This is a genomic window from Achromobacter sp. PD1 (genome assembly GCF_048541815.1).
Lineage (GTDB): Bacteria > Pseudomonadota > Gammaproteobacteria > Burkholderiales > Burkholderiaceae_B > Achromobacter > Achromobacter bronchisepticus_A.
Genome location: NZ_CP183349.1, coordinates 1,064,252 through 1,089,416, shown reverse-complemented (window position 1 = coordinate 1,089,416; position 25,165 = coordinate 1,064,252). Strand labels below are relative to the sequence as shown.

Annotated in this window: 27 protein-coding genes; 9 read left to right on the top strand and 18 right to left on the bottom strand. The window is 66.4% G+C overall.

Features of this window, described 5'->3' with window-relative positions; translation table 11 throughout:
• Window positions 1–34 precede the first annotated feature (34 nt).
• Window positions 35–280, bottom strand: a complete 246-nt coding sequence (locus tag ACM1PE_RS05010) for a hypothetical protein (RefSeq protein WP_054451036.1) — start codon at window positions 278–280, stop codon at window positions 35–37.
• Window positions 281–464: 184 nt separating this feature from the next.
• Between ACM1PE_RS05010 and ACM1PE_RS05005 the strand changes: the two genes are divergently transcribed.
• From ACM1PE_RS05005 to ACM1PE_RS04985, 5 genes are all read left to right on the top strand, one after another.
• Window positions 465–1,070, top strand: a complete 606-nt coding sequence (locus ACM1PE_RS05005; protein ID WP_059379242.1) for a hypothetical protein — start codon at window positions 465–467, stop codon at window positions 1,068–1,070.
• 108 nt (window positions 1,071–1,178) lie between these two features.
• Window positions 1,179–1,637 (top strand): Lrp/AsnC family transcriptional regulator, encoded by a 459-nt coding sequence (locus ACM1PE_RS05000; RefSeq protein ID WP_054451034.1) that lies wholly within the window; start codon window positions 1,179–1,181, stop codon window positions 1,635–1,637.
• A gap of 42 nt (window positions 1,638–1,679) precedes the next feature.
• Window positions 1,680–1,988 carry a hypothetical protein gene (locus tag ACM1PE_RS04995; protein ID WP_059379243.1) on the top strand — a complete coding sequence of 103 codons (309 nt, stop codon included), beginning with the start codon at window positions 1,680–1,682 and terminating at the stop codon, window positions 1,986–1,988.
• A 46-nt stretch (window positions 1,989–2,034) separates the two neighbouring features.
• Window positions 2,035–3,015 (top strand): 4-hydroxythreonine-4-phosphate dehydrogenase PdxA, encoded by a 981-nt coding sequence (pdxA, locus tag ACM1PE_RS04990; RefSeq protein WP_251877196.1) that lies wholly within the window; start codon window positions 2,035–2,037, stop codon window positions 3,013–3,015.
• Window positions 3,016–3,152: 137 nt separating this feature from the next.
• Window positions 3,153–4,130, top strand: a complete 978-nt coding sequence (locus tag ACM1PE_RS04985; RefSeq protein ID WP_054451031.1) for a bile acid:sodium symporter family protein — start codon at window positions 3,153–3,155, stop codon at window positions 4,128–4,130.
• A gap of 64 nt (window positions 4,131–4,194) precedes the next feature.
• Here the strand turns inward: ACM1PE_RS04985 and ACM1PE_RS04980 are convergent, their stop codons facing one another.
• From ACM1PE_RS04980 to ACM1PE_RS04925, 12 genes are all read right to left on the bottom strand, one after another.
• On the bottom strand, window positions 4,195–5,577 hold the full coding sequence (locus tag ACM1PE_RS04980) for a replicative DNA helicase (protein ID WP_054451030.1): 1,383 nt from the start codon (window positions 5,575–5,577) through the stop codon (window positions 4,195–4,197).
• Window positions 5,574–6,413 carry an RIO1 family regulatory kinase/ATPase gene (locus ACM1PE_RS04975; RefSeq protein ID WP_059379247.1) on the bottom strand — a complete coding sequence of 280 codons (840 nt, stop codon included), beginning with the start codon at window positions 6,411–6,413 and terminating at the stop codon, window positions 5,574–5,576. The genes ACM1PE_RS04980 and ACM1PE_RS04975 overlap by 4 nt, the downstream gene beginning before the upstream one ends.
• Window positions 6,414–6,541: 128 nt before the next feature.
• Window positions 6,542–6,997, bottom strand: a complete 456-nt coding sequence (rplI, locus tag ACM1PE_RS04970; RefSeq protein ID WP_054451028.1) for a 50S ribosomal protein L9 — start codon at window positions 6,995–6,997, stop codon at window positions 6,542–6,544.
• Between the two features lie 14 nt (window positions 6,998–7,011).
• Window positions 7,012–7,284: a 30S ribosomal protein S18 gene (gene rpsR, locus ACM1PE_RS04965; protein WP_006218308.1), complete on the bottom strand. Its 273-nt coding sequence runs from the start codon at window positions 7,282–7,284 to the stop codon at window positions 7,012–7,014.
• A gap of 110 nt (window positions 7,285–7,394) precedes the next feature.
• On the bottom strand, window positions 7,395–7,718 hold the full coding sequence (gene priB / locus ACM1PE_RS04960) for a primosomal replication protein N (protein WP_054451027.1): 324 nt from the start codon (window positions 7,716–7,718) through the stop codon (window positions 7,395–7,397).
• A gap of 51 nt (window positions 7,719–7,769) precedes the next feature.
• Window positions 7,770–8,147 carry a 30S ribosomal protein S6 gene (gene rpsF, locus ACM1PE_RS04955; RefSeq protein WP_013392507.1) on the bottom strand — a complete coding sequence of 126 codons (378 nt, stop codon included), beginning with the start codon at window positions 8,145–8,147 and terminating at the stop codon, window positions 7,770–7,772.
• Between the two features lie 192 nt (window positions 8,148–8,339).
• Window positions 8,340–9,263, bottom strand: a complete 924-nt coding sequence (locus ACM1PE_RS04950; RefSeq protein WP_059379249.1) for a DUF817 domain-containing protein — start codon at window positions 9,261–9,263, stop codon at window positions 8,340–8,342.
• Between the two features lie 7 nt (window positions 9,264–9,270).
• On the bottom strand, window positions 9,271–10,068 hold the full coding sequence (gene folE2 / locus ACM1PE_RS04945; protein ID WP_054451025.1) for a GTP cyclohydrolase FolE2: 798 nt from the start codon (window positions 10,066–10,068) through the stop codon (window positions 9,271–9,273).
• Window positions 10,069–10,261: 193 nt separating this feature from the next.
• Window positions 10,262–12,124: a 1-deoxy-D-xylulose-5-phosphate synthase gene (gene dxs / locus ACM1PE_RS04940; RefSeq protein WP_059379250.1), complete on the bottom strand. Its 1,863-nt coding sequence runs from the start codon at window positions 12,122–12,124 to the stop codon at window positions 10,262–10,264.
• A 53-nt stretch (window positions 12,125–12,177) separates the two neighbouring features.
• Window positions 12,178–13,089 carry a polyprenyl synthetase family protein gene (locus tag ACM1PE_RS04935; RefSeq protein ID WP_059379251.1) on the bottom strand — a complete coding sequence of 304 codons (912 nt, stop codon included), beginning with the start codon at window positions 13,087–13,089 and terminating at the stop codon, window positions 12,178–12,180.
• A 7-nt stretch (window positions 13,090–13,096) separates the two neighbouring features.
• The gene (locus tag ACM1PE_RS04930; protein ID WP_054451022.1) at window positions 13,097–13,363 is read right to left on the bottom strand and encodes an exodeoxyribonuclease VII small subunit; all 267 of its coding nucleotides are present in this window, start codon (window positions 13,361–13,363) and stop codon (window positions 13,097–13,099) included.
• Between the two features lie 92 nt (window positions 13,364–13,455).
• Window positions 13,456–14,310, bottom strand: a complete 855-nt coding sequence (locus ACM1PE_RS04925; protein WP_280014703.1) for an IclR family transcriptional regulator — start codon at window positions 14,308–14,310, stop codon at window positions 13,456–13,458.
• 154 nt (window positions 14,311–14,464) lie between these two features.
• Between ACM1PE_RS04925 and ACM1PE_RS04920 the strand changes: the two genes are divergently transcribed.
• The 3 genes from ACM1PE_RS04920 to ACM1PE_RS04910 all read left to right on the top strand — a co-directional run bounded on the left by ACM1PE_RS04920 (window position 14,465) and on the right by ACM1PE_RS04910 (window position 18,039).
• A complete protein-coding gene (locus ACM1PE_RS04920) occupies window positions 14,465–15,433 on the top strand; it encodes a Bug family tripartite tricarboxylate transporter substrate binding protein (protein WP_059379253.1) in 969 nt (322 codons plus the stop codon).
• Window positions 15,434–15,636: 203 nt separating this feature from the next.
• Complete coding sequence (locus tag ACM1PE_RS04915; RefSeq protein WP_419342628.1) at window positions 15,637–16,647, top strand: acyltransferase; 1,011 nt, start codon at window positions 15,637–15,639, stop codon at window positions 16,645–16,647.
• Window positions 16,648–16,890: 243 nt separating this feature from the next.
• Window positions 16,891–18,039: an aromatic ring-hydroxylating oxygenase subunit alpha gene (locus ACM1PE_RS04910; protein WP_054451018.1), complete on the top strand. Its 1,149-nt coding sequence runs from the start codon at window positions 16,891–16,893 to the stop codon at window positions 18,037–18,039.
• 75 nt (window positions 18,040–18,114) lie between these two features.
• Here ACM1PE_RS04910 and ACM1PE_RS04905 read toward each other — a convergent pair whose 3' ends face one another.
• From ACM1PE_RS04905 to ACM1PE_RS04885, 5 genes are all read right to left on the bottom strand, one after another.
• A complete protein-coding gene (locus ACM1PE_RS04905) occupies window positions 18,115–19,245 on the bottom strand; it encodes a TIGR03364 family FAD-dependent oxidoreductase (RefSeq protein ID WP_059379255.1) in 1,131 nt (376 codons plus the stop codon).
• 94 nt (window positions 19,246–19,339) lie between these two features.
• Window positions 19,340–20,362 (bottom strand): putative 2-aminoethylphosphonate ABC transporter substrate-binding protein, encoded by a 1,023-nt coding sequence (locus ACM1PE_RS04900; RefSeq protein WP_054451016.1) that lies wholly within the window; start codon window positions 20,360–20,362, stop codon window positions 19,340–19,342.
• Between the two features lie 95 nt (window positions 20,363–20,457).
• Entirely contained in the window at window positions 20,458–21,279 is an 822-nt protein-coding gene (phnX, locus tag ACM1PE_RS04895; RefSeq protein WP_251877202.1) for a phosphonoacetaldehyde hydrolase, read from the bottom strand.
• A 23-nt stretch (window positions 21,280–21,302) separates the two neighbouring features.
• On the bottom strand, window positions 21,303–23,069 hold the full coding sequence (locus ACM1PE_RS04890) for a putative 2-aminoethylphosphonate ABC transporter permease subunit (protein ID WP_419342627.1): 1,767 nt from the start codon (window positions 23,067–23,069) through the stop codon (window positions 21,303–21,305).
• Between the two features lie 7 nt (window positions 23,070–23,076).
• Window positions 23,077–24,150 (bottom strand): putative 2-aminoethylphosphonate ABC transporter ATP-binding protein, encoded by a 1,074-nt coding sequence (locus ACM1PE_RS04885; protein WP_118933358.1) that lies wholly within the window; start codon window positions 24,148–24,150, stop codon window positions 23,077–23,079.
• A gap of 146 nt (window positions 24,151–24,296) precedes the next feature.
• Here ACM1PE_RS04885 and ACM1PE_RS04880 point away from each other — a divergent pair, with 146 nt between their 5' ends.
• Window positions 24,297–25,160, top strand: a complete 864-nt coding sequence (locus ACM1PE_RS04880; RefSeq protein WP_059379260.1) for a LysR family transcriptional regulator — start codon at window positions 24,297–24,299, stop codon at window positions 25,158–25,160.
• The last annotated feature ends 5 nt before the right edge of the window (window positions 25,161–25,165 follow it).

Genomic DNA, 25,165 nt, shown 5'->3' with positions numbered 1-25,165 from the left:
GGTAACTCTTGCAAGCCTGGACCGGCACGGCAGTCTATTTCAGGGCGCCCAGAATCATGTCGCGCACGCTCTCGAAACCGGCCACGTATTGCGGATTCTCGGAGCGGGCCAGCAGACTGGAATAGTTCTGTTCGAGCTGGGCTTCGATGGCCTCGCGCAGGCCGGGCGAGGCCTTGGCCAGATGCAGCATCGACAGCACGGTCGAGTTCAGCGCATCGATGCGGCCGCCCTGATGCGAAATGGTGTGCACGATGACGGCGATTTGTTCCTGGATGTCCATGTGTAAGCCTCCTGGCATTGAAGTCGGCGCAAATCCTAGCATGGCGCCACGCCCGCCCATGCTAGGCAAGCCCTGCGCGCCGCGCTAGCATGAAGCGTAGCCGCAGAGGCACGGCGGCGCACGTCACCGGCTCCGTTTCCAGGGCTGCGCGCCCGCGAGCATCCGGTGCAACCGGAGGCTTCCGATGAAGACGATCCAGAACTACGTTGCGCCGGACGCCCAGTCCATGCGGCGCCTGCAGGACCGGCTGGGGTACAGCGACGCGCGCATGGCGGAGCTGGCCGGACTGGACGCAGCCATCCCCTGGCACAGTTTTATCGGCGGCGCCGAGCCGCGCTCGCTGGGCCGCCAGCGCCTGTTCTACGTGGCGGCCCGTCTCACGCTGGACGAAGCGCAATGGCAGCGCGTGCTGGCGGCCATGCACGATCTGGGCGCACGCTTCGATTACCAGGACACACGGCATCCCGACGCCCTGCCCGCGCCGGAACCCGTCGCCGACGAAGAGCGCAAGTTCGGCATGCTGCTGGTCAGCCGCAACGGCTCCTTCCACGAAATGGAGCAGTTGCGCGAGTTCGCGCATTTCGCGCACGAGGCCGACGTCAGCCGCTATGTGCATTCGGCCTTCTACGATAGCGACATCGATCTGTGCCGCTTCAGCTTCGCCGACCACGATGGCCTGGACGACGCCAGCCGCGACCGCATCTTCGATGCCGCGCGCAAGACCATCACCCGTTTCGAGTTCGACGGGCGCATCTATCAGGGCGGCATTCCGCCCGAATCCGACGGCTAGCGCGCGGCGCCATGCTGGCGTGCGCGGGCTGCCGCGCATTGACGCGGGCAGGCCCGGGCCTGTACCGTCGGCACTCGCGCCCTCTCGCTCCATGCCGCCCATCCCCGTATGAACGAACGACTCGACGCCATCGACCGGCAACTGCTCAGCCTGCTGCAAGCCAATGCGCGCGAACCCGCGGCCATCCTGGCGCGCAAGCTCGGCCTGGCCCGCACCACGGTGGTTGCGCGCATTGCGCGGCTCGAACGCGAGCACATCGTGGCGGGCTATGGCGTACGCCTGGGGCGCTTGCTGGAAGAAGCGGCGGTGCGCGCCTATTGCTTCATCAGCGTGCTGCCCAAGACCCCCGCCGCGGTGATCCGCGAACTGGAGAAGATGCCCGAGGTCGAAGAGGTCTCCTCGGTCAGCGGCCCCTACGATTACCTCATCTTCCTGCGCTGCGAAACCCATGAACAGCTGGACGAACTGCTGGATCGCATCGGCCTGATCGACGGGGTCAAGCAGACCCAGACTTCCATCGTCCTGAGCCGCAAGCTCGACCGCCGCAGCGCCGTGGCCGCGCCATGAAATGATGGTGTAATGAGGGCAACCGCCATTTCAGGACACCCCATGTTTGCACGCCTTGCCCCCGCCGCCATATTGCTTGCCCTGCTGACCGCCTGTTCCAGCATGAGCGAGGTGACGCCCGTCGGCAAGGACACCTACAGCGTCACCCACAGCTCCGGCTCGCAGATGATGACCTGGGTGGAAATCAAGAACCAGGCCCTGCTGCGGGCCGAACAGTATTGCCAGTCGATCGACCGCAAGCTGGTCAAGCCCAAGATCACGTCCAACCACGCGACCGGCCTGGGGCCCAAGCGCGCCACCGTGACCTTCGAATGCGGCGTCATCGAGCCGCCCAAGAATTCATCGAAGTGAGACGGCGGCCCGCCCTGATCCGCAACACAACCTCAGTCCCCGCATCGTGAACACCTCCCTGCCCGTAGGCATCACCATGGGCGATGCCGCCGGCATCGGCCCCGAAATCGTCGTCAAGGCCTACGCGCAAGGCCTGAACGCGCCTTGCGTGGTCTATGGCGACGCCGGCGCGCTGCGCCGCGCAGCCGCCCAGCTGGGCGCCAGGCTGGAGATCGTCGAGGTCGCCGATGTCAGCCAGGCAGCGCCGGGCGCGGACCACATCAACGTCATCGCCTGCAGCCCCGCCCTGCCCGCCGACCTGCCCTTGGGACAGATCAGCGCGGCCGCCGGACGCGGCGCTTACGATTACGTCTGCGCCGCCATCGACGATGCGCGGGCCGGCCGCATCCGCGCCATCGTCACCGCCCCGCTGAACAAGAAATCCATGCATGCCGGCGGCATCGACTACCCCGGCCACACCGAGATCCTGGCGGAGCGCTCGGACACGCGCGACTTCGCGATGATGCTGGCCAACGACGAGCTGCGCGTGCTGCTGGTGACCATACACGTGGCGCTGGCCGACGTGATCGCGCGCATCACGCCGCAAGCGGAACTGACCGCCATGCGCCTGGCCGACCAGGCCTGCCGCCAGATGGGCATTGCCCAGCCGCGCGTCGCGGTCGCGGGCCTGAATCCGCACGCGGGTGAAGGCGGCAAGTTCGGCCGCGAAGACATCGACATCATCGAACCCGCAATCGCCGCCGCCCGCGCGCAAGGCATAGACGCGAGCGGTCCCTGGCCTGGCGACACGATCTTCATGCGCGCCCGGCGCGGCGAGTTCGATATCGTGGTGGCGCAGTACCACGACCAGGGACTCATTCCGGTCAAGTACCTGGGCCTGGACCATGGCGTGAACGTGACCGTGGGCCTGCCTTTCGTGCGCACCAGCGTGGACCATGGCACCGCCTTCGACATCGCGGGCAAGGGCCTGGCCGACCATGCCTCGCTGGTCGCGGCGTTCGACCTGGCGCTGGCCATGACGCCCTGAGCGCGGCGCCACGGCCCTGCCGTGGCCCAGCAGCGCTGACAACTGGCTGTCAGGAAGCAAGGCGTCCCCGGGACTACAATACGGCCCGTTTACGGCGCCAGCGGCGCTTTCCGTCCGCCCTCCCCCTTCCATCCCTCATGTCACGCCTTGCCCGCCTTCTTCCCGACCGCTTCACCCTCTACCTGATCTGCACCGTCATCATCGCCAGCATCGTGCCCGCCCACGGGCAAGGCGTGGTCGTGTTCGGCTGGATCACCAACATCGCGGTCGGCCTGCTGTTCTTCCTGCACGGCGCGCGCCTGTCGCGCGAAGCCATCATCGCCGGCCTGACGCACTGGAAGCTGCACCTCACGATCTTCTCCGCGACCTTCCTGATGTTCCCGCTGCTGGGCCTGGCGCTCAAGCCGGTGCTGGAGCCGCTGGTCACGCCGGAGCTCTATCTGGGCATCCTGTTCCTGTGCTGCCTGCCCGCCACGGTGCAATCGGCCATCGCCTTCACCTCGATGGCGCGCGGCAACGTGCCGGCCGCCGTGTGCAGCGCCTCCGCCTCAAGCCTGCTCGGCATCTTCATCACTCCGCTGCTGGTGGGCACGGTGGTCGCCAACGCGGGCAGCGCGCCGATCTCGTTCGACGCCGTCGGCAAGATCATGCTGCAGCTGCTGCTGCCCTTCGTGCTGGGCCAGTTCGCCCGCCGCTGGATCGGCGCCTGGGTGCACAAGCGCAAGGCCATGCTGAAGTTCGTCGACCAGGGCTCCATCCTGCTGGTGGTCTACACGGCTTTCTCTGAAGCCATCAACGAAGGCCTGTGGAGTTCGACCCCGATCCCCGCGCTGGCCGGCCTGGTGGTGGCTTGCGCCGTCATCCTGGCACTCGCACTGGGCCTGTCGGCCCTGGCCGGCCGCGTGTTCGGCTTCAATGTCGAAGACCGCATCACGCTGTTGTTCTGTGGTTCGAAGAAAAGCCTGGCCAGCGGCATTCCGATGGCGCAGGTGCTGTTCGCCGGCCATGCCGTGGGCGCAATCGTGCTGCCATTGATGTTGTTCCACCAAATCCAGCTGATGGTGTGCGGCGTGCTGGCCGCGCGCTTCGGCAAACGCCCCGAGGCGCAAGCCTGAGGCGAGTTCGCAGCCACAACGAAAAACCGCGCCGAAGCGCGGTTTTTTCTTGGGGCCAAAAGGCTCAGTACATGTCGCGCGGCTGCGCACCCGAGAAGTTCAGGAAGCGCGTGCTGGAGCCCTGGAAGGTCAGACGCACCGAGCCGATGGGACCGTTACGCTGCTTGCCGATGATGATCTCGGCGGTGCCCTTGTCCGGCGAATCAGGGTTGTAGACCTCGTCGCGGTAAATGAACAGGATCACGTCCGCGTCCTGTTCGATAGCGCCGGATTCGCGCAGGTCGCTCATCACGGGACGCTTGTTGGGGCGCTGTTCCAGGCTTCGGTTCAGCTGCGACAGCGCGATCAGCGGGCAGTTCAGTTCCTTGGCCAGCCCCTTGAGCGAGCGGCTGATTTCCGACACTTCGGTGGCCCGGTTTTCACCCGAGCCGTTGCCCGACATGAGCTGCAGGTAGTCGATGATGATCAGGCCAAGCTGGCCGCATTGGCGCGCCAGGCGGCGCGCGCGCGCCCGCACTTCCATCGGGCTGAGCGCCGGCGATTCATCGATGTAGACCTGCGCGTCCTGCATCAGCTGGACCGCGTGGGTCACGCGCGGCCAGTCCTCGGCGATCAGCTTGCCGGTCCGCATGCGATGCTGGTCCAGCAGGCCCACGGAGCCCAGCATACGCATGGCCAGTTGCACCGCGCCCATTTCCATGGAGAACACCGCCACCGGCAGCCCTTCCTCGATGGCGACGTGCTCGCCGATGTTCATCGAGAACGAGGTCTTGCCCATGGACGGGCGGCCGGCCACGATGATCAGGTCGCCGCCCTGCATGCCCGAGGTCATCTTGTCCAGATCGGTGAAGCCCGTGGGCACGCCGGTCACGTCGGAGGTGCTTTCGCGGTGATAGAGCTCGTCGATGCGTTCCACCACCTGCGTCAGCAGCGGCTGGATTTCCTGGAAGCCCGCGGCGCCGCGTGCGCCTTCCTGGGCAATCTGGAACACTTTGGACTCGGCCTCGTCCAGCAACTGGCGCGCTTCCTTGCCCTGCGGGCTCATGGCGGCCGCGGAGATCTCGTCGGCGATCGCGACCAGCTTGCGCAGCATGGCGCGCTCGCGCACGATCTCGCCGTAACGGCGGATGTTGGCGGCCGATGGCGTGTTGTGGGCCAGCGCGTTCAGATAGGCCAGGCCGCCGGCATCCTCGGCCTTGCCTGCGCTGACCAGCGATTCGTGGACGGTGATGACGTCGGCCGGGCGCGCCAGCCCGATCAGGCGGGCGATATGGTGCCAAATCAGCCGGTGGTCATGCCGGTAGAAATCCTCTTCGACCAGCACGTCGGCGATGCGGTCCCAGGCCGCATTGTCCAGCAGCAGGCCGCCCAGCACCGACTGCTCCGCCTCGATGGAATGGGGGGGAACGCGCAGGTATTCGAGCTGGGAGTCGGCAGGTGTATTCATGACTTCAATAGTAACGGCTGCAGGATGTCCGCGACGCGGAAGAATCCCTGGATATCGCGCGAGGGCAATCGGCCCAGCACCACGCGCAAGGGCGCGGCAATGCCGCAGAGCACGCGCGCCAGGCGCGTCAGGCGGGATCGGACCTCAGGGTCTGGGTTGCTCTCGAAATAGACCTCGAACGCCAGTTTACCCAGCGTACGGGCCACATCGTCCGGCAATTTACGCAAAGACACCAGAGAGGCCAGCATCTGGAACAGGTCATAGGCCTGGGCCAGCGGCCGCGACAGCGTCGAACCGATGTTCTCTTCGAAATCGATGCGCCAGAGCTCGCCGTCCTGCAAGGTGATGTTGCGGATCTGGGCGCCGCCATGCCACAGGCCGCGGGCATGGAAAGCGGCCAGGTCGGCCGCGGCGGCGCGCGCCAGCCACAAGCGGGACGTCGTGTCCTCGTTGCGGATCAGGTCGGCCAGGTCTTCGCCCACGTATTCCAGCACCAGCAGACCCTGCTCCTGCCACCAGACCTCGGGCACGCGGCAACCGGCCTTCAGAAGTTGGGCAAGGCGCTGCGACTCGTGCGTCAGGCCGTTGCGCAGCAACACGCCCGGACGTGGAAACTCACCCAGGAAAATCTTGCACCCCACGCCCAGGAACAGGGCGCGCACATAGCGCAGCGCGTAGCTCACGCCCTGGCCGATGCTGGAACGGCGGCGCTTGATGATGCAGCGCACGCCATCTATCGTCACATCCCTCACCGAAGGTTCACGCGACGCATCCACGCTGTCCAGCCAGGCTCGCAGGCCTGGGGGCGCGTTGTGGTGCACGGGGGGCTGAGTCAAGACGTCCTCTGAGGAATGCGGCGCGGGGCCTGGATCGTGGAGTCCGAAGACTACACGCAATACGGCGATGGGCAAAAAGAAAAAAAGCCGGCGCGCGGGCCGGCTTCTTTTTTACTGCGGGTACCGGCTTAGGACAGTTCGCCTTCGACCAGGATCGTCACGTCGACCAGAACGTCGGCGTGCAGGGCGACCTGGGCCGGGAACTCGCCGATCGACTTCAGCTGGCCGTTGGGCAGGCGGATTTGCGCCTTTTCCACGGCTTCGAAGCCAGCCTTGCGCAGGCCTTCAGCGATGTCGGCGTTGGTGACCGAGCCGAACAGACGGCCGTCGACGCCAGCCTTCTGGACGATCTTCAGCTGGAAGCCGGCGACGCGCTCGCCCAGAGCTTGGGCAGCGGCCAGCTTTTCAGCCTGGGCCTTTTCCAGTTCGGCGCGGCGCGCTTCGAATTCCTTCAGGGCGGCGTCGGTTGCGCGACGGGCCTTGCGCTGGGGGATCAGGAAGTTGCGGGCGTAGCCATCACGCACGCGGACGACTTCGCCGAGGTTACCCAGGTTGACGACTTTTTCGAGCAGAATAACTTGCATTTCAGTGCCCCGGATTAGTTGTGGTTGTCGGTGTAAGGCAACAGGGCCAGGAAGCGCGCGCGCTTGATGGCGGTGTCCAGCTGACGCTGGTAGATTGCCTTGGTGCCGGTCAGGCGAGCCGGGATGATCTTGCCGTTTTCTTGCACGAAGTCGCGCAGGGTGTCCAGATCCTTGTAGTCGATCTCTTCCACGCCGGCAGCGGTGAAGCGGCAGAACTTACGACGCTTGAAGAGCGGGTTCTGCTGCGTGAATTTGCGTTTTTCCTTGCGTTTTCCGAAGAAAGCCATGATATGTGCCTCTTTGTTTGAGGGGGCCGGGTTCTACCCAAAACGGGCCCAAACCCCCATAACCTATCCGTAATCAGAAGGCGCTCATCGCGCCTCTTGCCCAATTCCCTTCAAGCCACCAGCGGATCGCGCCCTGCGCTGCCGCTGATCCTGCGTGCCTGCTGCAAATGCAGCTTGACCTTCACCGAGTCCTTGCGGGTGGGAGCAAGAAACCCCTGCACCAGCAATTCGGACCCTAGCGCGGTGTCCTTCAGCAGCAACGCCAGATCGCCCAGTGCCACGGCCGCGATAGTCAGTTCGACGCGGCGCGGGTGGCCAGCTTCGATGACTTCCGACTCGTGCGCCAGCACCATTTCCAGTGCGGGCAAACCGGCGGGAGTGTGGCGCAAAGGCTCGCATTCGAGAACGCGGGCGCTGAGTTCCAGCTTGTTCATCCTGCCAGGCACCGAGGGGACTTCATGGGATGAGCTCTGCGTGAGCCCTGCTTACTCGGCCTGAGCCGGCGCTGCTGCTTCAGCCGAAGCCTTGCGGGCTTCTTCGCGTTCGACCGACTTCATCATGATCGAGGGCGTGGCTTGAGCCTTCTTGGTCTTGATGACCAGGTGGCGCAGAACGGCGTCGTTGTAGCGGAACGAGTGTTCCAGCTCATCCAGCGTGGCTTGGCCGCACTCGATGTTCAGGCAGACGTAGTGAGCCTTGACGAGCTTCTGGATCGGGTAGGCCAGTTGACGGCGACCCCAGTCTTCCAGGCGGTGAACCGAGCCGCCTTGGCCCGTGACCAGCGCTTGGTAACGCTCGACCATGGCGGGCACTTGCTCGCTTTGGTCGGGGTGAACGATAAACACCACTTCGTAGTGACGCATGAGTAAAACTCCTTGAGGATGTCTCGCTGGCCGACCGTCCTGCGCCCCCGCTTTCCATCAGGGGCGGATCGCAATATGCATCTTGAACAGTGGCCCGCAAGGGGCAGCCCGCTACCCAAAAACCATGGGCGGTCGAGCAAGAAAGCTCTCGATTATCACCGATTGAGCGCTCAGGCGCAAGCTAGAGGCCCATCAGGAAATAAGGGACGGACTATTTCCATCGCCCTGCCCCGCCTGTCGAGGCAAATCGGCAACATCGATTTCCTGGGGACGGTTGACCACGCTGACCATCACGTAGCTGATGATCATCAGCAGGAACCATGAACCCAGCTTGGCGATGGACACGAGTTGCCAGCCCTGCGACTGGTTCGGATAGCGCCAGGCGTTGGCAAAGGTGCCGATGTTCTCGGCGAACCAGATGAACAGGGCCACCAGCACGAAACCCAGCAATAGCGGCATGCGGCGGTAGACCTGCCAGATACGGAAATACACCCAGGTGCGGGCGAACAGGATGGCGGTCAGCGCAAACAGCGCCCACCGGATATCCATGATGTAGTGGTGCGCAAAGAAGTTCAGGTAGATCAGCACCGACAACGCCACGCAGGCCGCCAGCGGCGGATGCGCGCGGAAGCGGAAGTCGAACAGGCGCCAGACGCGGGCCAGGTAGCTGCCCACCGCCGCATACATGAAGCCCGTGAACAGGGGCACGCCGCCGATGCGCAGCACGCTGGCCTCGGGATAGATCCACGAACCCGCGGCGGTCTTGAAGACTTCCATGCCCGTGCCCACCACATGGAACAGCAGGATCACGCGGGCTTCGCTCCAGGTTTCCATGCGCAGCGCCAGCAGCAGCGCCTGGATGCCCAGCGCGGCCAGGGTCAGGAAGTCGTAGCGGGCCAGCGCGGCATCCTTCGGATACCACCAATGCGTGCCGAGCAGCAGCGCGCACATCAGGCCGCCGAAAAGGCAGGCCCAGGCCTGCTTCACGCCGAAGCGGAAAAACTCGTAGAGCGCGACGCCAAAACGGCCGCGGCCGGCCAGATTGCTGGCCAGCCGCGATTCCCACTCCTGCAGCCCCGCGATGAGCGGCCAGTCATTGGCCGCCGGATGGCTCACGGAAAGCTCAGCCTTCCACGACGGCGTAGGCCGAGTGGTTGTGGATGGATTCGAAGTTCTCGGCTTCCACGCGGTAGCGGGCGATGCCGGGATGCGCGTTCAGGCGGGCGGCCACGTCGCGCACCAGGTCCTCGACGAACTTGGGGTTGTCGTAGGCGCGCTCGGTGACGTACTTCTCGTCGGGGCGCTTGAGCAGGCCCCAGAGTTCGCACGAGCCTTCTTCTTCGATCAGGCGGATGACGCCGTCCATGCCGATATCGGCGTTCAGGATGGCCGACACCGTGACGTGCGAGCGCTGGTTGTGCGCGCCGTACTCGGAGATGGCCTTGGAGCAGGGACAGAGGCTGGTGACGGGCACCTGCACGATCAGTTCGAACTCGACCTCGTCGCCCTGGGCGCGCGCGATCCACTGCACTTCGTAGTCCAGCAGGCTTTGCACGCCGGAGATCGGGGCGGACTTGTTGATGAAGTACGGGAAGGCGGCGGTGATGTCGCCGCGTTCGGCATGCAGCAGCGGCAGCATGTCGGCCGCCATGGCGCGGAACAGGGTCGGCGTCATGGGGATGCTGCGGTACTTTTCCAGCAGGGCCACGAAGCGGGACATGTGCGTCCCCTTTTCTTCGGGCGGCAGCGCCACGGTCAGCGTCCAGTTGGCCACGGTGCCCTGGGGCGAGCCGTCGCCGCTTTCAATCAACATGGGGTGGCGCACGCCACGGATGCCCACGCGCTGAATCGGGATGTGCCGGGTGTCCGCCGAACTCTGGACGTCGGGCATCACGATGGCGGGGTCGATCGGAGAATTCATTTCGGCTTACCTGTCTAGGCAGTCAGTCGTGAAAACGCACGGGCCTAGGAATCTTTGAGAAGGGGGCCATTATCGCCCATAGTCCGCCGATCGCCAGGGAAAACCCTTTTATTCGTAGGTTGGCGGGGCCGGAACAGTGTGTTTCATTACCGAGGACAGTGGCCTCGCCCCTGTCCGCGGAATCGGGCCGGATTCAGCCCAGCAGGTCGGCGTAACGAGCGCGGATCGCGCTTTCGATGCCCGCCGCGTCCAGGCCGATGCCGGCCCACAGCGCCGATTGCTCGCCGTGGTCGATGAACTCGTCGGGCAGGCCCAGCTGCAGGACCGGAATCGCAACGCCGGCCGCGCTCAGCGTTTCCAGCACCGCGCTGCCCGCGCCGCCCATGATGGACGCGTCTTCCAGCGTAACCAGGGCGTCGTGGCGGCTGGCCAGGTCGAGGATCAGTTCGCGGTCGATAGGCTTGACGAAGCGCATGTCGGCCACGGTGGCGTCGAGCTTTTCGGCCGCGCCCAACGCGGCCTGGAGCAGCATGCCAAAACCCAGGATGGCGATCTTGCGGCCCTCGCGGCGCACCACGCCGCGACCGAGTTCGACCGTGTCCAGGCCGGGCGCCTCGGCCGCGCCACAGCCCGCGCCGCGCGGATAGCGCACCGACGCCGGGCCGGGATACTGATAACAGGTCGACAGCAGCAGCCGCGTTTCGTTTTCGTCCGAAGGCGTGGCCACGACCATGTTGGGCACGCAGCGCAGGAAGGCGATGTCGTAATTGCCCGCATGCGTGGCGCCGTCCGCGCCCACCAGGCCGGCGCGGTCCAGCGCGAAGGTCACGTCCAGGTTCTGCAGGGCCACGTCGTGGATGAACTGGTCGTAGCCGCGCTGCATGAAGGTGGAGTAGATCGCGACCACCGGCTTCTGGCCTTCGCAGGCGATGCCCGCGGCGAACGTCACGGCGTGCTGCTCGGCGATGCCCACGTCGAAGTAGCGCTGCGGAAAGCGCTTTTCGAATTCGACCAGCCCGCTGCCCTCGCGCATGGCGGGCGTGATGGCGACCAGGCGCGAATCCTGTTCGGCCATGTCGCACAGCCACTGGCCGAACACCTGCGTGAAGCTGCGCTTGCCCGGCGCCTTCGATTGCTGGATGCCGACGGCCGGATCGAACTTGCCCGGGCCGTGGTACAGCACCGGGTCGGCCTCGGCCAGCTTGTAGCCCTGGCCCTTCTTGGTGACCACGTGCAGGAACTGCAGGCCTTCCAGGGCCTTGAGGTTCTGCAGCGTGGGCACCAGCGCGTCCAGGTCGTGCCCGTCGATCGGGCCGACGTAGTTGAAGCCGAATTCCTCGAACAGCGTGGCCGGGGTGACCATGCCTTTGGCATGTTCTTCGAAGCGGCGCGCCAGTTCCAGCACCGGCGGCACGTGCTGCAGCACCGCTCGGCCGACGTTCTTGGCAGCCGCATAGAAGCGGCCCGACATCAGGCGCGCCAGGTAACGGTTCAGCGCCCCCACCGGCGGCGAGATCGACATGTCGTTGTCGTTCAGGATCACCAGCAGGTTGATGTTGGGCGTGACGCCGGCGTTGTTCATGGCTTCGAAGGCCATGCCCGCGGACATCGCGCCGTCGCCGATGATGGCGATGTGCTGGCGCTGCACGCCGGCATTGCGCGAGGCCACCGCCATGCCCAGCGCCGCCGAGATGGAAGTGGACGAATGCGCGGTGCCGAAGGCGTCGTATTCGGATTCGCTGCGTTTCGGGAAGCCCGAAATCCCGCCCTGCTGGCGCAGCTTGGCCATGCCGGCGCGGCGCCCGGTCAGGATCTTGTGCGGGTAGGACTGGTGGCCCACGTCCCAGACGATGCGGTCATGCGGCGTGTCGAACACCTGGTGCAGGGCCAGGGTGAGTTCGACCGTGCCCAGGTTGGACGACAGGTGCCCGCCCGTTTTGGACACCGATTCCAGCACGAAGCCGCGCAGTTCGTCGGCCAGCTTCTTCAGCTCGCGGCGATCCAGGCGCTTGAGGTCAGCCGGGGATTGAATGCGGTCCAGTAAATCTGTCGTCATGCTTTTATGTGGTTCGTTGGCCCGGCCTGCCTCCAGCCCGGGCTGGTCCCGGCTCAGCGGTCTCGTAGGACGATGAAGTCGGCCAGTTCAGCCAGGCGCGATCCGGCCTCGCCCAGCGGAGCCAGGGCCGCCAGCGCGTCCTCACGCAGTTCCTGGGCAAACGCGCGCGCGCCGTCCAGGCCCAGAAGCGATACATAGGTGGGCTTGTTCTCGGCGGCGTCCTTGCCCGGCGTCTTGCCCAGGCTGGCGCTGTCCGCGGTCACGTCCAGGATGTCGTCGACCACCTGGAAGGCCAGCCCCACCGCCTGCGCGTAGGCGTCCAGCGCCTGGCGCGAAGCCGAGCTGGCGCCCGCCACGATGCCGCCCAGGGCCACGCTGCAAGCCAGCATGGCGCCCGTCTTCATGCTGTGCATGGTTTGCAGTTCGTCGCGCGACAGCGCGCGGCCGACGCTGAACAGATCGATGGCCTGGCCGCCCGCCATGCCCTGGCTGCCGGCAGCGCGCGCCAGCGACTGGGTGGCCTGCACGATCAGCGCGGGCGCGATCGGCATGGAGGCCAACAGATCGAAGGCCAGCGGCTGCAGCGCATCGCCCGCCAGCATGGCGGTGGCTTCGTCGAACTGCACATGGGTGGTGGGACGGCCGCGGCGCAGCGTGTCGTCGTCCATGCAGGGCAGGTCGTCGTGCACCAGCGAATAGGCGTGGATCAGTTCCACCGCCGCGGCGGCGCGGTCCAGCGAGGCCTGCACGGCCAGCACGCTGCCGCTGACGGGGCAAGCCTGCCCCGCCGCGTAGACCAGCGCGGCGCGCACCCGCTTGCCGCCGCCGAGCACGGCGTAGCGCATGGCTTCGTGCAGCCGGGCGGGCAACGCGTCAGCCGGGGGGAGCAGATCGTCCAGGACGTCTTCGACGTGCTGGACACGGCCTTGCAACCATTCCGGGAAGGCGAGTTGAATTTGCTTCATCGGGCTCTTATTCGTCATCCAGCGCCGCCGGGTCCAGCGGACGCAGCAGGTCGCCCTCCAGGACCTTGACCTGCTGTTCGGCCTGCGCCAAGCGTTCCTGGCAGACCCGCGTGAGCGCCACGCCGCGCCGGTAGGCGGCAAGCGACTGCTCCAGCGGCAACGAGCCGTCTTCCATGGCCGCTACCAGCGATTCGAGTTCGGCCAGCGCCGTTTCGAAATCCTGGGGCAAGGGACGGTCATCGATCTGCGGATCGGCTTGTGAAGATTTGGCCAAACGGGTCTCCGAGGGCGCTAGGGGTGGATCAATCCGTGAATTGTACGAGATACCCGCAAGGCCGTCGGGCTTGCCGCCGCGCGCGGCGCGTCTCAGGCCGCGGCGCCCGCCAGCCCCGCTATGGAGGCCTGCAGCAGGGGCGCCACGCGCGTACGCAGGTCCGCCTCCGGCAAGAGGCTGGCGGGTCCGCCGCAGCTCATGACGAAGACGCCCTCGCCCGTGATGGACGAGAACGGCACCGCGACCGCATTGATCCCCGACTGCCATTCGCCGATGGCGTAGCAGCAGCCCGTATCGCGCAGTTCGACGCGCGCGCGCTCGACGGCGGCCGCGTCCGGCGCCGTCTCGCCCAGCCGGGCCAGCGCGTCGGCGCAGGCCTGGGGCGGCAGGCTGGCCAGGTAGGCCCGCCCCATGGCGCTGTCCAGGCTGGCGCGATAGCCGACCGGCAGGCGCAGGTAAAGCGCCGAAGAGCCGTGGATGGCTTCGACGTAGGTCATGGCGTCGCCATCGAAGGCGCCCAGGGCCACCGCGCCACCCGTGGCGCGGGCCAGCTCGGTCATCGAGGCCTTGGCCAGTTCGCGCACCTCCAGTCCGGCCAGCAGGCCGAAGCCCAGCGCCAGCACGCCATAGCCCGGCGAATATTTGCCGGTGTCCGGGTGATAGCGCAGATAACCCAATTCAGTAAGGGTGTAGGTGATGCGGCTGATGGTGGGCTTGGGCAGACCGGTCAGACGCGCCAGGTCCAGATTGCCCAAGGCCGTCACGCCATGGCGAAAGCAGCGCAGCACGTCCAGCCCGCGCGCCAGGGCGGTAATGAAATCGGGCGAATTGGCGCCCTCGCCCGCGCCGGGAGCGCGCTTGCGGCGCGCGGGCAGGCTGAGTTCGACCTTGCCGTCCGGCTTGGCGGCGGGATGGGCGATGCGCTTGGCGTCAGAAAAAGATTGCATTTCTATTCGCTTCGTTTTTATAGTTTATTTCGAATAACAAAATTAAATTCCATTTTACGGAATTTAATGCACCCAAGGAGACTTGGCAAGCGCTGTCCGCAGCGCCAAGCCAGGCCCGAACCTCCACTCATGCACGCGATTTCAAGGGGAAAACATGATTCGCACTAGCTTCAAACTGCTGGCCACCCTGCTGCTCAGCGCCGCAGCGCTGGGCGCCCAGGCCGAAACCTATCCGGCCCGGCCGATCAAGGTGGTCTCGCCCTTCCCCGCAGGCGGCGCCACCGACGTGCTGACCCGCATCCTGGCCGAGCGCATGGCCAAGACGCTGGGCCAGCCCATGATCGTCGAGAACAAGGCAGGCGCCGGCACCTCGATCGGGGCGGCCTTTGTTTCGCGCGAAGCGCCGGACGGCTACACCATCCTGATGGCGACCAACTCCACGCTGGTCACCAACCGCTATCTGTACAAGGAGCTGCCCTACGATCCCGATGGCTTCGCCCGCATCGGCATGGTCGGCGTGGGGCCGCTGGTCCTGCTGTCCAGCCCCAAGCGGCCGTTCAACAGCACCCAGGATGTAGTGGCCTACGCCAAGCAGAATCCGGGCAAGCTGACCTTCGCCACCTTCGGCCCTGGCACGTCCTCTCACCTGGCGGGCGAACTGTTCAAGGAACGCGCAGGCATCGACATCCTGCACGTGCCCTTCAAGGGCGCGACCCAGGCCCTGCCCGCGCTGGTCAGCGGCGACGTGGACCTTTTCTTCGACATGGTGGCCACCGGCATGCCGCAGGCCGATGCCGGCAAGGTCAAGGTCTTCGCCATCACCAGCCCCGGCCGCCTGGCGACGCAGCCCAAGCTGGCGACGCTGGCCGAGCAAGGCTATCCCGCGTTCGACATGACCGCCTGGTTCAGCTTCGTGGCGCCCAAGGGCACGCCCGCCCCCGTGATGGAAAAGCTGCAGCAGGCCCTGACCGAGACCCTGCAGGACGAGACCATCAAGAAGCGCATGCTGGACATGGGCATCGACCCGCGCTCGGGCACGGCCGCGGAACTGGACAAGCAGATCAAGACTGAACAGCCCATCGTGGCGCAGCTGATCAAGCAGGCCAATATCGTCCTGCAATGATGGCACGGCTGGTTTCGTGACAAAACGTAGGCGGGTCCGCGCCCGCCCGTGAATGCGCCGCGCCGCGCGGCATCCGCCGGCAGAGGGCTCCAGCGCCCCTGCCGGTTTTTCATGCGCGTCGATATGCCCTCTAACCCCTGGATACAGAACCAGGACGCTGCCCGCTGCTATGGTGAAAAAGTAGACACCGCCATGGGAGCCCGATGCCGTACGCCGAAGAGAAATATGCGCGCCTGGATGCCGCCCGCTGGCTGGCGGCGGTGGCCGTGGTGCTGCTGCACAGCGCAGCCATGGTGGTAAGCAACCCCGCGGTGTACGGCGGCGGAGCGTGGCTGGCCGCCAATCTGTACGACTCGGCGGCGCGCTGGTGCGTGCCCGTGTTCGTCATGGTCAGCGGCGCCCTGTTGCTGGACCCCGACAAGCCGCAGGACGCGCGCCAGTTCTACAGCCGGCGCATGGCGCGGATCTGCGCGCCGCTCTTGTTCTGGACGTTTTTCTATCTGGCCTGGCGCACGGCGCTGGATTGGTGGGACGACGGCCGCATCGATTTTTCGTTCTGGCCGCGCAAGCTGGTGCAGGGCGAGCCGTACTACCACCTGTGGTACCTGTACATGATCGTGGGCCTGTACCTGTTCGCGCCGCTGGTGCGCATCCTGTATGCGCGCAGCACGCCGCGCGCCCGCGCCTTGTGGGTGGTCGGCATCCTGGGCGTGGCGATCCTGGACGCGTTGTATCGCCGCGCGCTCGGCGCGCCCGCGGGCTTCTTCCTGACCTGGTTCCTGCCCTATCTGGGCTACTTCGTGGCGGGCCGCCTGATCTTCGACGGCCAGATGCGCATCCCGCGCCCCGGCCTGATGCTGGCGGCCAGCGTGGCCGCGACCGCGCTGGGCGTGTATTCGATGTCGAGCAACCGCGCGCTGGATACCTACTTCTACGATTACTTCAGCCTGACGGTGCCGTTCATGTCGCTGGCCGCGTTCCAGTGGATCGTCTCGTCGCCGCGGCTGCCGCGGCTGGCCTCGCTGGCGCCGCTGACCTTCGGCGTCTACCTGATCCATCCGCTGTTCCTCGATGTGGCGCATCGCGCCGGCGCCCTGACGGGCGCGCGCAACGAGGCCTGGACGCTGCCCGTGCTGGCGGTGGCCGTGTTCATGTTGTCGGCCGCCAGCAGCTGGCTGCTGAGGCGTCATCCGGCGACCCGGCGCTTCGTCTGAAAGGCCTACATCTTCAAGGGGTTATGCCGCGCGTAGCGCGTGCACGACGGCTACGGCATAACTTCACGAAGCTTCGCAGATCTTCACGGGCGCGGGGTAAGGGCTTGGGGTACAATTCACGGCTTATTTGATCGGCCAGACACCGATTTTTCTTCGCGCCAGCACGGAACGCATCCTGCGGATTTCAAAGCCGCCAGGCAAAAGCCTCTCCGTCCTGGCTTTTTTATCCGAGCGGGGGGAATCATGACCGACATCGGTCGGATGGCACATGTAGTGCCAGCTCGCACCCAGCTACCCGTCAGCGCGTATTTTGACGAAGCCCTCTTTGCCCGCGAGCAAGAACTCATTTTCAAGCAATCCTCGCAATACGTCGGCCACCAGAAAGTGGTGCCCGAAATCGGGGATTGGCGTACGTTGGTCCAGGAAGACGGAGGACGCGTGCTGGTTCGCAATCAGCAAGGCGTCGAACTCATCTCAAATGTCTGCCGCCACCGCCAGGCGCTGATGCTTGGCGGCGAGACCGGCAATGTGGCCGGCAACTGCAATACGCATGGCAATCTGAAGGCAACCGGCGGCAATATCGTTTGCCCCTTGCATCGTTGGACGTACAACAACCAGGGCGAGTTGTTGGGCGCGCCCCAGTTCGCCACCACGCCCTGCATGAACCTGCAGAAGTTCCGCCTGCGCGACTGCCATGGCCTGCTGTTCGAAGGCCCGCGCGATCCGGCCGCCGACATGGCGCCGCTGTTCTCGCGTCCGGAATTCGACTTCGGCGACTACGTGCTGGACCACGTCGAAGTGCACCAGTGCAACTACAACTGGAAGACCTTCATCGAGGTCTACCTCGAGGATTACCACGTCGGTCCGTTCCACCCGGGCCTGGGCCGCTTCGTCACTTGCGACGACCTGAGCTGGGAGTTCAACGACTGGTACAGCCTGCAGAAGGTCGGCGTGCACAACGCCCTGGCGCAGCCGGGCTCCGATGTCTACAAGCAATGGCATGACCGCCTGCTGGCGTTCCGCGAAGGCGATGCGCCGGATTTCGGCGCGGTCTGGGTCACGTACTTCCCGACCCACATGATCGAGCTGTATCCGCACGTGCTGGTGCTCTCCACGCTGTACCCGAAGGGCCCGCAGGAAACGGTCAACGTGGTCGAGTTCTACTACCCCGAGGAAATCGCCGCCTTCGAGCGCGAATTCGTCGAGGCGCAGCGCGCCGCCTACATGGAAACGGCCATCGAGGACGACGAGATCGCCGAGCGCATGGACGCGGGCCGCAAGGCGCTGATGCTGCGCGGCGTGAACGAAACCGGTCCCTACCAGTCGCCCATGGAAGACGGCATGCAGCACTTCCATGAATGGTATCGCCGCATCATGCAGGAGCGGGTCTGAAGCCTGGCTTCGGCGCCTCTCCCATGCAAGAAGGCCTCGCATATGCGAGGCCTTTCTTCTTTCCGGCTGCCGCGATCAGCGGCCCAGCGCGCCCGCCACCGTGCGCTCGCCGATGGCCAGACCCACCGTCATGCCCACGCCCGAGTGCATCACCGCCACCGTCGTGGCCGGGTCCACCGGCATGACCGAGAACGGCGCCGGGCCGTGCGCGCCATAGACGCCCTGCCAGCGCTCCAGCACGCGCAAGCGCGCACCCAGCGCCTGGGTCGCCAGGTCCAGCATGGCGTTGTCGACCGCTTCGTCGTTGAACGGCGGCGCGTCCTGGCCGTAGCGGTGCGAATCGCCGATGATCAGTTCGCCATAGGGCGTGGGGCTGATCAGCAGGTGGATGCCGTTCTCCAGCAGCATGGGCGTGCGCGCCTGGATCACGTCGCGCAATGCCAGCGCCGACGGCAGGTCCGAGAATGCGCCGTAATGCACGCAGGACAGGCCGGTCAGCAAGGGGCGGTCCAGCGCGATGGGCTGGGTCTCGAACGCGGCGCGCAGCATCTGCAGGCGCGTGACCTCCAGGTTCATCGGCGCGAAGCGCTCGGGCAACAAGGTCAGGTAGTCGTGCCCGGGACAGACGAACACGTGCCCGCCCTTGAATTCTCCCGCCGAGGTGCACACCAGCCCGCCCTCGACCGCGCGCGCCAGCGTGCCGGTGATGAACGTCACGCCCAGCGACTCCGCGAGGTAACGCGTGATGGCCGGCAGCGCCTCGCGCGAATAGATCTGCAGATCGTCATGGCCTTGCAGGCCGGCGCAGTGATGCGCCAGCTGGCCGCCGTACAAGCGGGCCACCTCGCGGCCCGACAGCAGTTCGGCGCGATAGCCTTCCTGGCGCATGCGCGTGTCGGCGAATTCCTGCAGCACGTCCGCCTCTTCGGCGTTGCGCGCCAGCACCAGGGCGCCGTTGGCGCGCACATGGAAACCCGCGCGCCCCGCCAGTTCCAGCCATAGCTCGCGCGCCTGCTGGGCGTGCGACAGCATCATGCCGGGGGCCTGGCCCGTCACGATGACCTGGCCGAAATTGCGGATGGTGGCGCCATGCGCCTGGCGGCTGCGCTCGATCACGGCCACCGACAGGCCGCGCTTGGCGGCGGCCCAGGCGTGGGCGATGCCCAGCATGCCGGCGCCCACCACGACTACGTCGAAATTTTTCATCTGTGGAACATTGCAAAGGGAAATGCGGCGGAAGCCGCCCTGGCGGGCGCTCCCGGGGCGCGGCGGCGTCCTGCGCCGCCGCGGTCAAACGGACTTACTTCTTCTTCGGCTCGGACTTGCCGTCGTAGCGCTTGGTCCACTCGGCGATGATGCGGTCGCGGTTGGTGGCGGCCCAGGTGAAGTCGTTCTTGATCATGCGTTGCATCAGGTCGGCCGGCAGGTTCGGATTGGACGTGGCGATCGACGGGATGGCGAGCACGGCGAAGTTCGCCTTGTACAGCTCGTTGGCTTCGCGGCTGGCGGAGAAGTCGGCCAGCTTGCGGGCAGCTTCCAGGTTCTTGGTGCCCTTCATGATGGCGGTGGCTTCCACTTCCCAGCCCAGGCCTTCCGAGGGGAACACGGCTTCGACCGGCGCGCCGTCGGCCTTCAGCTTGGCGGCGCGGTAGTCGAACGACACGCCGATCGGGAATTCGCCGGCGGCGGCCATGTTGCACGGCTTGGAGCCCGAGTGCGTGTACGAACCGATGTTCTTGTGCAGGGCGTCCATGTAGGCCCAGCCCTTCTCTTCACCGAAGATCTGCAGCCAGGCGCTGACGTCCAGGAAGCCGGTGCCCGACGACGCCGGGTTCGGCATCACGATCTTGCCGGCGTACACCGGCTTGGTCAGGTCCTGCCACGAGGTCGGCTTGGGCAGCTTCTGCTTTTCGGCTTCGATGGTGTTGAAGCAGATGGCGGCGGCGAAGCCGTCCATGCCGACCCAGCTGGGCTCGGCCTTGGCATCGCGCATGTTGGCGGCGATCTGGTCCAGGCCCTTGGGGGCGTAGGGCTGCAGCATGCCTTCCTTGTCCATCAGGCCCAGCGAGGTGCCGGCCAGGCCCCAGATGGCGTCGGCCTTGGGGTTGTTCTTCTCGGCCAGCAGCTTGGCGGTGATGATGCCGGTGGAGTCGCGCACCCACTGGATCTTGATGTCGGGATTGGCCTTCTCGAACGCGGCCTGATAGGCCTTGATCTGGTCGGCTTCGAGCGCGGTGTAGACCGTCAGCGTGGTCTCGGCGGAGGCGGCGCCCATCACGCCCGTCAGGGCGGCGGCCAGTGCAAGCAGCTTGTAGCGATTCATGAAGTACTCCGTGGGTAAGCGGAAAAAGGCTGAGGGAAGCCCCCAGGGCTGGCGCGAACCGGCCCCGGCAAGCGATGCAGACAGGTGGTTGAGGGTTAAGGGCGCTGGCCTGCGGACAAGCGGGATTCGATGTCGGCGATCACGCCAGGCAGGTCGGCGACGGTGTCGATCAGGTAGTGCGGCGCGGCGGGCGACAGCTCCAGGCTGGCGGCGGTGCGGGCCTTCTGGCGGCCCGCGTCGTCCAGGCTCAGGTATTCCTCCAGCGTCAGACCGGCGGCGTTGCCCGACAGCAGCAGGCCCACGGTCCACATGCCGGCGCGGCGTCCTTCTTCGATGCCGGGCGCGGTGTCGTCGACCTTGACGCAGGCGGCGACGTCGGACAGGCCGAGTTCGACCACGTTCTTCAGCGCCATCGCGGGCGCCGGCCGCGCGCGCGGCACGTCGTCGCTGGCGACGATGCAATCGGGTTCCAGGCCTTCGGAGGCGGCGCGTTCGACCACGCGGCGCATGACGCTGGCGGGATAGCCCGAGCACGAGCCGATCTTCAGGCCGCGCTGGCGCAAGGCGCGCAGCAACTCGGCCGCGCCGGGGATAGCCGCCGAATACTGGGCGACCTTGTCCAGCTGCATCGGCAGGAAGCGCTCATAGATGGCGGTCACGTCGTCATCGGTGGGCAAGCGGCCGAACTGGGCCTGGTACTGGCTGGCGATCACGGGATCGTTGCAAAGCGTGCGGATGTGGTCCCACTTGCCCATGCCCATGGGGCCGCGGGCCTGCGCCAGCGACATCTCCACGCCGAACTGCGAGAACGCGTCCACGAACACCTTGGTGGGCGCGAAGGAGCCGAAGTCGACCAGCGTGCCGGCCCAGTCGAAAATCACCGCTTCCAGGCGAACGGGCAAAGGCGAAACAGTCATGAGGGTCTTCCTTGAGAAATCGTTCAATGGGCCGCGGGGCGGCGCCAGGCCTGGCTGCGCGCCACCAGTGCGCGGCTGGCCAGGTGCAGGACCAGGGCGGCCGCGGCCGAACTGGCCATGATCACGGTGCACATGGCGGCGGCAGGACCGATGAAGCCGGCGTCGTCCATGTTCAGCACCGCGACCGCGGCCAGCACCGTCGACGGGCTGTACAGGAACACGACCGCGGACACCGTGGTCATGGCGGAAACAAACAGGTAGCGGGCCACGTCCAGCGCCGCCGGCAGGCACATCGGCAATGTCACGCGGACAAAGGTCGTCAAACGCGGCACCTTGAGCGACGCGGAGGCCGCCTCGAATTCGGGGTCCAGCGCGTTGAGCGCGGTGGCGGCGGTGAGGTGCGCGCTGGTGTAGAAGTGGACGATGGTGCACAGGACCAGGAGCGGCATGGTGCCGTACAGCAGGTTCAGCGGGTTCGACAGACTGTTGAAGAAGAAGATGTAGCCCAGGCCCAGCACCAGGCCGGGTACGGCCATGGGCATCAGCGCCAGCATGCCGACCATGCCGCGCAGACCTCGCGTGAGCGAGCTGCGGGCAGGCACTTTTTCCATCATCCATGCGCCGGTGAAGACCACCGCCGTGCCGGCCAGGGCGGTGCAGAACGCCAGTTGCAGGCTGTTGCGCCAGGCCAGCCAGCCGCCGCCGTCCATATTGTCGAAGTCGTACGAACGCAGCGACATCGACAGGTTGTAGGGCCACATCTTCACGAAGGACGCCCACACCGCCACGCCGATGATCAGCAGCAGGAACGCCGCCAGCACGCCGGCCAGCGCCAGGAACGCGGCATCGCGGCGGCGGTTGACGCCGGCGGCATAGGGCTGGGCCCGGCCGCTCAGCTGGGCGCCCTGGCGGGCGCGCAGCCGCCGGTCCAGGGCGAAGGTCAGGATCGCGGGAAGCAGCAGCAGGATGCCGATGGCCGCGCCCTTGGGAAAGTTCTGCTGGCCGACCACGGCCTTGTAGGCTTCCATCGCCAGCACGTTGTAGTCGCCGCCTACGACCTTGGGCACGCCGAAGTCGGTCACCGTCAGCGTGAACACCACGCAGCAGGCCGAAAACACGGCGTAGCGGGTGCCCGGCAGGGTCACGGTCAGGAAGGTGCGCCAGGGGCCGGCGCCCATGGCGCGCGCGGCGTCATAAAGACGGCCATCGGCCAACGCCAGACCGGTCAGCAGAATCATCAGCGCGTGCGGGAAGGTATAGAAAGCCTCGCCCACGACGATGCCCCAGAAACCGTAGATGGTCGCGCCGCCCGTCAGGCTCTTGAGCAGGCCCTGGTTGCCCAGCAGGTACACCAGCGCGATGCCCGGCAGCAGCGACGGCGCCAGCAGCGGCAGCAAGGCGACGGTGCGCAGCAGGCCCTTGCCCGGCAAGCGCGTGCGGGTCAGGCCGTAGGCGAATCCGTACGCGCAGGGCACGACCAGCAGCGTCGTCACGACGCCCACCGCGAGGCTGCGCGCGACCATGGCCATGAAGCCGTCGCCGCCGATGATGTCCGCAAGCACCGACAGCCCGGCCCAGGCGCCGTCGCTGTCGGTCACGGATTTGAGCAAGATGGCGGCCAAGGGCAGCGCCAGGAACAGCAGCAGGCCCAGCGCCAGGGCGCCCTGCCCGGTGGCCAGGCCGAAGGCGCCAACCCAGGCCGGCAGCGGGCGGCGGCCCAGCGCTGGCGCAGGCGCAGGCGTTGCGAAGTTTCCAGCTGCCGGCGCGGCGGCGTTGGAGGAACGGGTCATGGCCGGATCAAGCGTAGGCGCGTATCGCATGGCGCGGCAGCTCCACCCAGCAGCGGCTGGCGGCGTGAGGGCCCAGCAGGGCGTCTCCGATTTCAGGGGACACGATGGAATGCACCGTGCTGCCGGGTACGCCCTCAAGGCGCAGGGCCAGGCGATAGCCGCGGCCGAGGAACACGCCGTCCAGCACATCCGCCAGCATGGCGTTGGGCTGGTCCGGGCGCGCGGTGCTGACGCGCACGGCTTCCGGGCGCACGAACAGCTTGCCGCTGGCGGCATCCAGCGCCTCATCCACGGCCAGCTCCTGGCGTCCGACACGGGCGCGGTGCGCATCCAGGCGCTCGAACGGCAGCCAGTTCGCCTCGCCCACGAAATCGGCGATGAAGGCCGAGCCGGGTTGGCGGTAGAGTTCGCGCGGCGTGCCGTACTGCTCGATGATCCCGCCATTCATGACGGCGATGCGGTCGGCCATCACCATGGCCTCTTCCTGATCGTGCGTGACCATCAGCGTGGTGATGGAAAGGCGCTTTTGCAAGGCCCGCAGCTCGATGCGCAGATGCTCGCGCACGCGGGCGTCCAGCGCCGACATGGGCTCGTCCAGCAGCAGCAGGGACGGCGACGGCGCCAGCGCGCGCGCCAGGGCCACGCGCTGCTGCTGCCCGCCAGAGATCTGTCCCGGGTATTTATCCGCCGCGCCCGCCAGACCGACCAGCGTCAGCATTTCCTCGACGCGGTTGGCGACGTGGTTGCGGTGGGCGCGCTTGCCGCTCAGGCCATAGGCCACGTTCTGGGCCACGGTCAGGTTGGGAAACAGCGCGTACGACTGGAACAGGATGCCGTAGTCGCGCGCCTGCGGTTCGGCGTGCGAGATGTCGCGCCCGGACAGGACGATGGTGCCGCTGTCCTGGCGTTCCAGGCCGGCGATGGCGCGCAGCAAGGTGGTCTTGCCGCAGCCCGAGGGGCCCAGCAGGCACACCAGCTCCCCGGCGCGGATGTCGAGCGAGACGTCCGACAGCGCGGTATGGCTGCCAAAGCGCTTCACTAGATGCCTGACAGAGAGAAATGCGGTATCGCGTTCGGCCATGGGGCCTCCGGTTTGGGAACGAAGGCAGTATGGAAGACGCGTATTGAGTGTTTATGACACTTCGCGCAAATGCAGTAATAAAAACATCAAATTATTTTGGTGTACTGGCGGTCTTGCGCATTGCGCCCTATTCCGCCCCCTGCACCGTGCTTGTCGCCGAACTCAAATCCTTCTACGCCGTGGCCCGCTGCGGCACCGTCACCAAGGCCGCCGCCCAGCTGGGCGTCAGCCAGCCCACGGTGACCGGGCAATTGCGCCAGCTGGAGTCGCGTTACGGCGTCGAACTGTTCCACCGCCAGGGGCGCGGCATGCGCCTGTCGGACGCGGGCCACAGCCTGATGCCCATGGTGGAAAAACTGGTCCAGCAGGAAACCGAGATCGACTTCCGCCTGCGCGACGCCAGCGACCTGCGCGAAGGCAATCTGCGCATCGGCGCCACCGGCCCCTACTACATCATGGACACGGTGCGCGCCTACAACCAGCGCTACCCGGGCATAGATCTGACGCTGGCTATCGGCAACTCGCAAAGCATGCTCCAGGCGCTGCATGACTATCGCATCGAGATTGCCACGTCGTCGTTTCTGATGGATGACAAGCACCTGTACCGGCGCATGATCGCCGCCGACCCCATCCGGGTAGTGGCGCATCGCGACCATCCCCTGGCGCGCCGTGGCCGGGTCCGACTGGCCGACCTGGCCGACCACGCGCTGCTGTTGCGCGAACCCGGCTCCATGACGCGGCAACTGACGGAGGACGCCTTGCTGGCGGCTGGCGTCACGGTGCGCCGCACGCTGGAAATCGGCAGCCGTGAATCCATCCGCCAAGCCACCCTGTGCGGCCTGGGAATCAGCCTGATCCCCTCGCGCGAGATCCCTTCCCATCCCGACCTGGCGGCCCTGGACATCGAGGGCGCCGACATCGTGATGCACGAATACCTGTACTGCCTGCGCGAGCGCCAACCGGTGCAGTTGATCGCGCGCTTTCTGGAGATGGCGCCAGCCGCCGGCTGAGCGCC

Excerpts from the sequence above, each read along its gene's own strand:
- ACM1PE_RS05010 (WP_054451036.1), bottom strand. The coding sequence starts at position 280 with ATGGACATCCAGGAACAAATCGCCGTCATCGTGCACACCATTTCGCAT.
- ACM1PE_RS05005 (WP_059379242.1), top strand. The coding sequence starts at position 465 with ATGAAGACGATCCAGAACTACGTTGCGCCGGACGCCCAGTCCATGCGG.
- ACM1PE_RS05000 (WP_054451034.1), top strand. The coding sequence starts at position 1,179 with ATGAACGAACGACTCGACGCCATCGACCGGCAACTGCTCAGCCTGCTG.
- ACM1PE_RS04995 (WP_059379243.1), top strand. The coding sequence starts at position 1,680 with ATGTTTGCACGCCTTGCCCCCGCCGCCATATTGCTTGCCCTGCTGACC.
- ACM1PE_RS04985 (WP_054451031.1), top strand. The coding sequence starts at position 3,153 with ATGTCACGCCTTGCCCGCCTTCTTCCCGACCGCTTCACCCTCTACCTG.
- ACM1PE_RS04980 (WP_054451030.1), bottom strand. The coding sequence starts at position 5,577 with ATGAATACACCTGCCGACTCCCAGCTCGAATACCTGCGCGTTCCCCCC.
- rplI (WP_054451028.1), bottom strand. The coding sequence starts at position 6,997 with ATGCAAGTTATTCTGCTCGAAAAAGTCGTCAACCTGGGTAACCTCGGC.
- rpsR (WP_006218308.1), bottom strand. The coding sequence starts at position 7,284 with ATGGCTTTCTTCGGAAAACGCAAGGAAAAACGCAAATTCACGCAGCAG.
- priB (WP_054451027.1), bottom strand. The coding sequence starts at position 7,718 with ATGAACAAGCTGGAACTCAGCGCCCGCGTTCTCGAATGCGAGCCTTTG.
- rpsF (WP_013392507.1), bottom strand. The coding sequence starts at position 8,147 with ATGCGTCACTACGAAGTGGTGTTTATCGTTCACCCCGACCAAAGCGAG.
- folE2 (WP_054451025.1), bottom strand. The coding sequence starts at position 10,068 with ATGAATTCTCCGATCGACCCCGCCATCGTGATGCCCGACGTCCAGAGT.
- dxs (WP_059379250.1), bottom strand. The coding sequence starts at position 12,124 with ATGACGACAGATTTACTGGACCGCATTCAATCCCCGGCTGACCTCAAG.
- ACM1PE_RS04935 (WP_059379251.1), bottom strand. The coding sequence starts at position 13,089 with ATGAAGCAAATTCAACTCGCCTTCCCGGAATGGTTGCAAGGCCGTGTC.
- ACM1PE_RS04925 (WP_280014703.1), bottom strand. The coding sequence starts at position 14,310 with ATGCAATCTTTTTCTGACGCCAAGCGCATCGCCCATCCCGCCGCCAAG.
- ACM1PE_RS04920 (WP_059379253.1), top strand. The coding sequence starts at position 14,465 with ATGATTCGCACTAGCTTCAAACTGCTGGCCACCCTGCTGCTCAGCGCC.
- ACM1PE_RS04915 (WP_419342628.1), top strand. The coding sequence starts at position 15,637 with ATGCCGTACGCCGAAGAGAAATATGCGCGCCTGGATGCCGCCCGCTGG.
- ACM1PE_RS04910 (WP_054451018.1), top strand. The coding sequence starts at position 16,891 with ATGACCGACATCGGTCGGATGGCACATGTAGTGCCAGCTCGCACCCAG.
- ACM1PE_RS04905 (WP_059379255.1), bottom strand. The coding sequence starts at position 19,245 with ATGAAAAATTTCGACGTAGTCGTGGTGGGCGCCGGCATGCTGGGCATC.
- ACM1PE_RS04900 (WP_054451016.1), bottom strand. The coding sequence starts at position 20,362 with ATGAATCGCTACAAGCTGCTTGCACTGGCCGCCGCCCTGACGGGCGTG.
- phnX (WP_251877202.1), bottom strand. The coding sequence starts at position 21,279 with ATGACTGTTTCGCCTTTGCCCGTTCGCCTGGAAGCGGTGATTTTCGAC.
- ACM1PE_RS04890 (WP_419342627.1), bottom strand. The coding sequence starts at position 23,069 with ATGACCCGTTCCTCCAACGCCGCCGCGCCGGCAGCTGGAAACTTCGCA.
- ACM1PE_RS04885 (WP_118933358.1), bottom strand. The coding sequence starts at position 24,150 with ATGGCCGAACGCGATACCGCATTTCTCTCTGTCAGGCATCTAGTGAAG.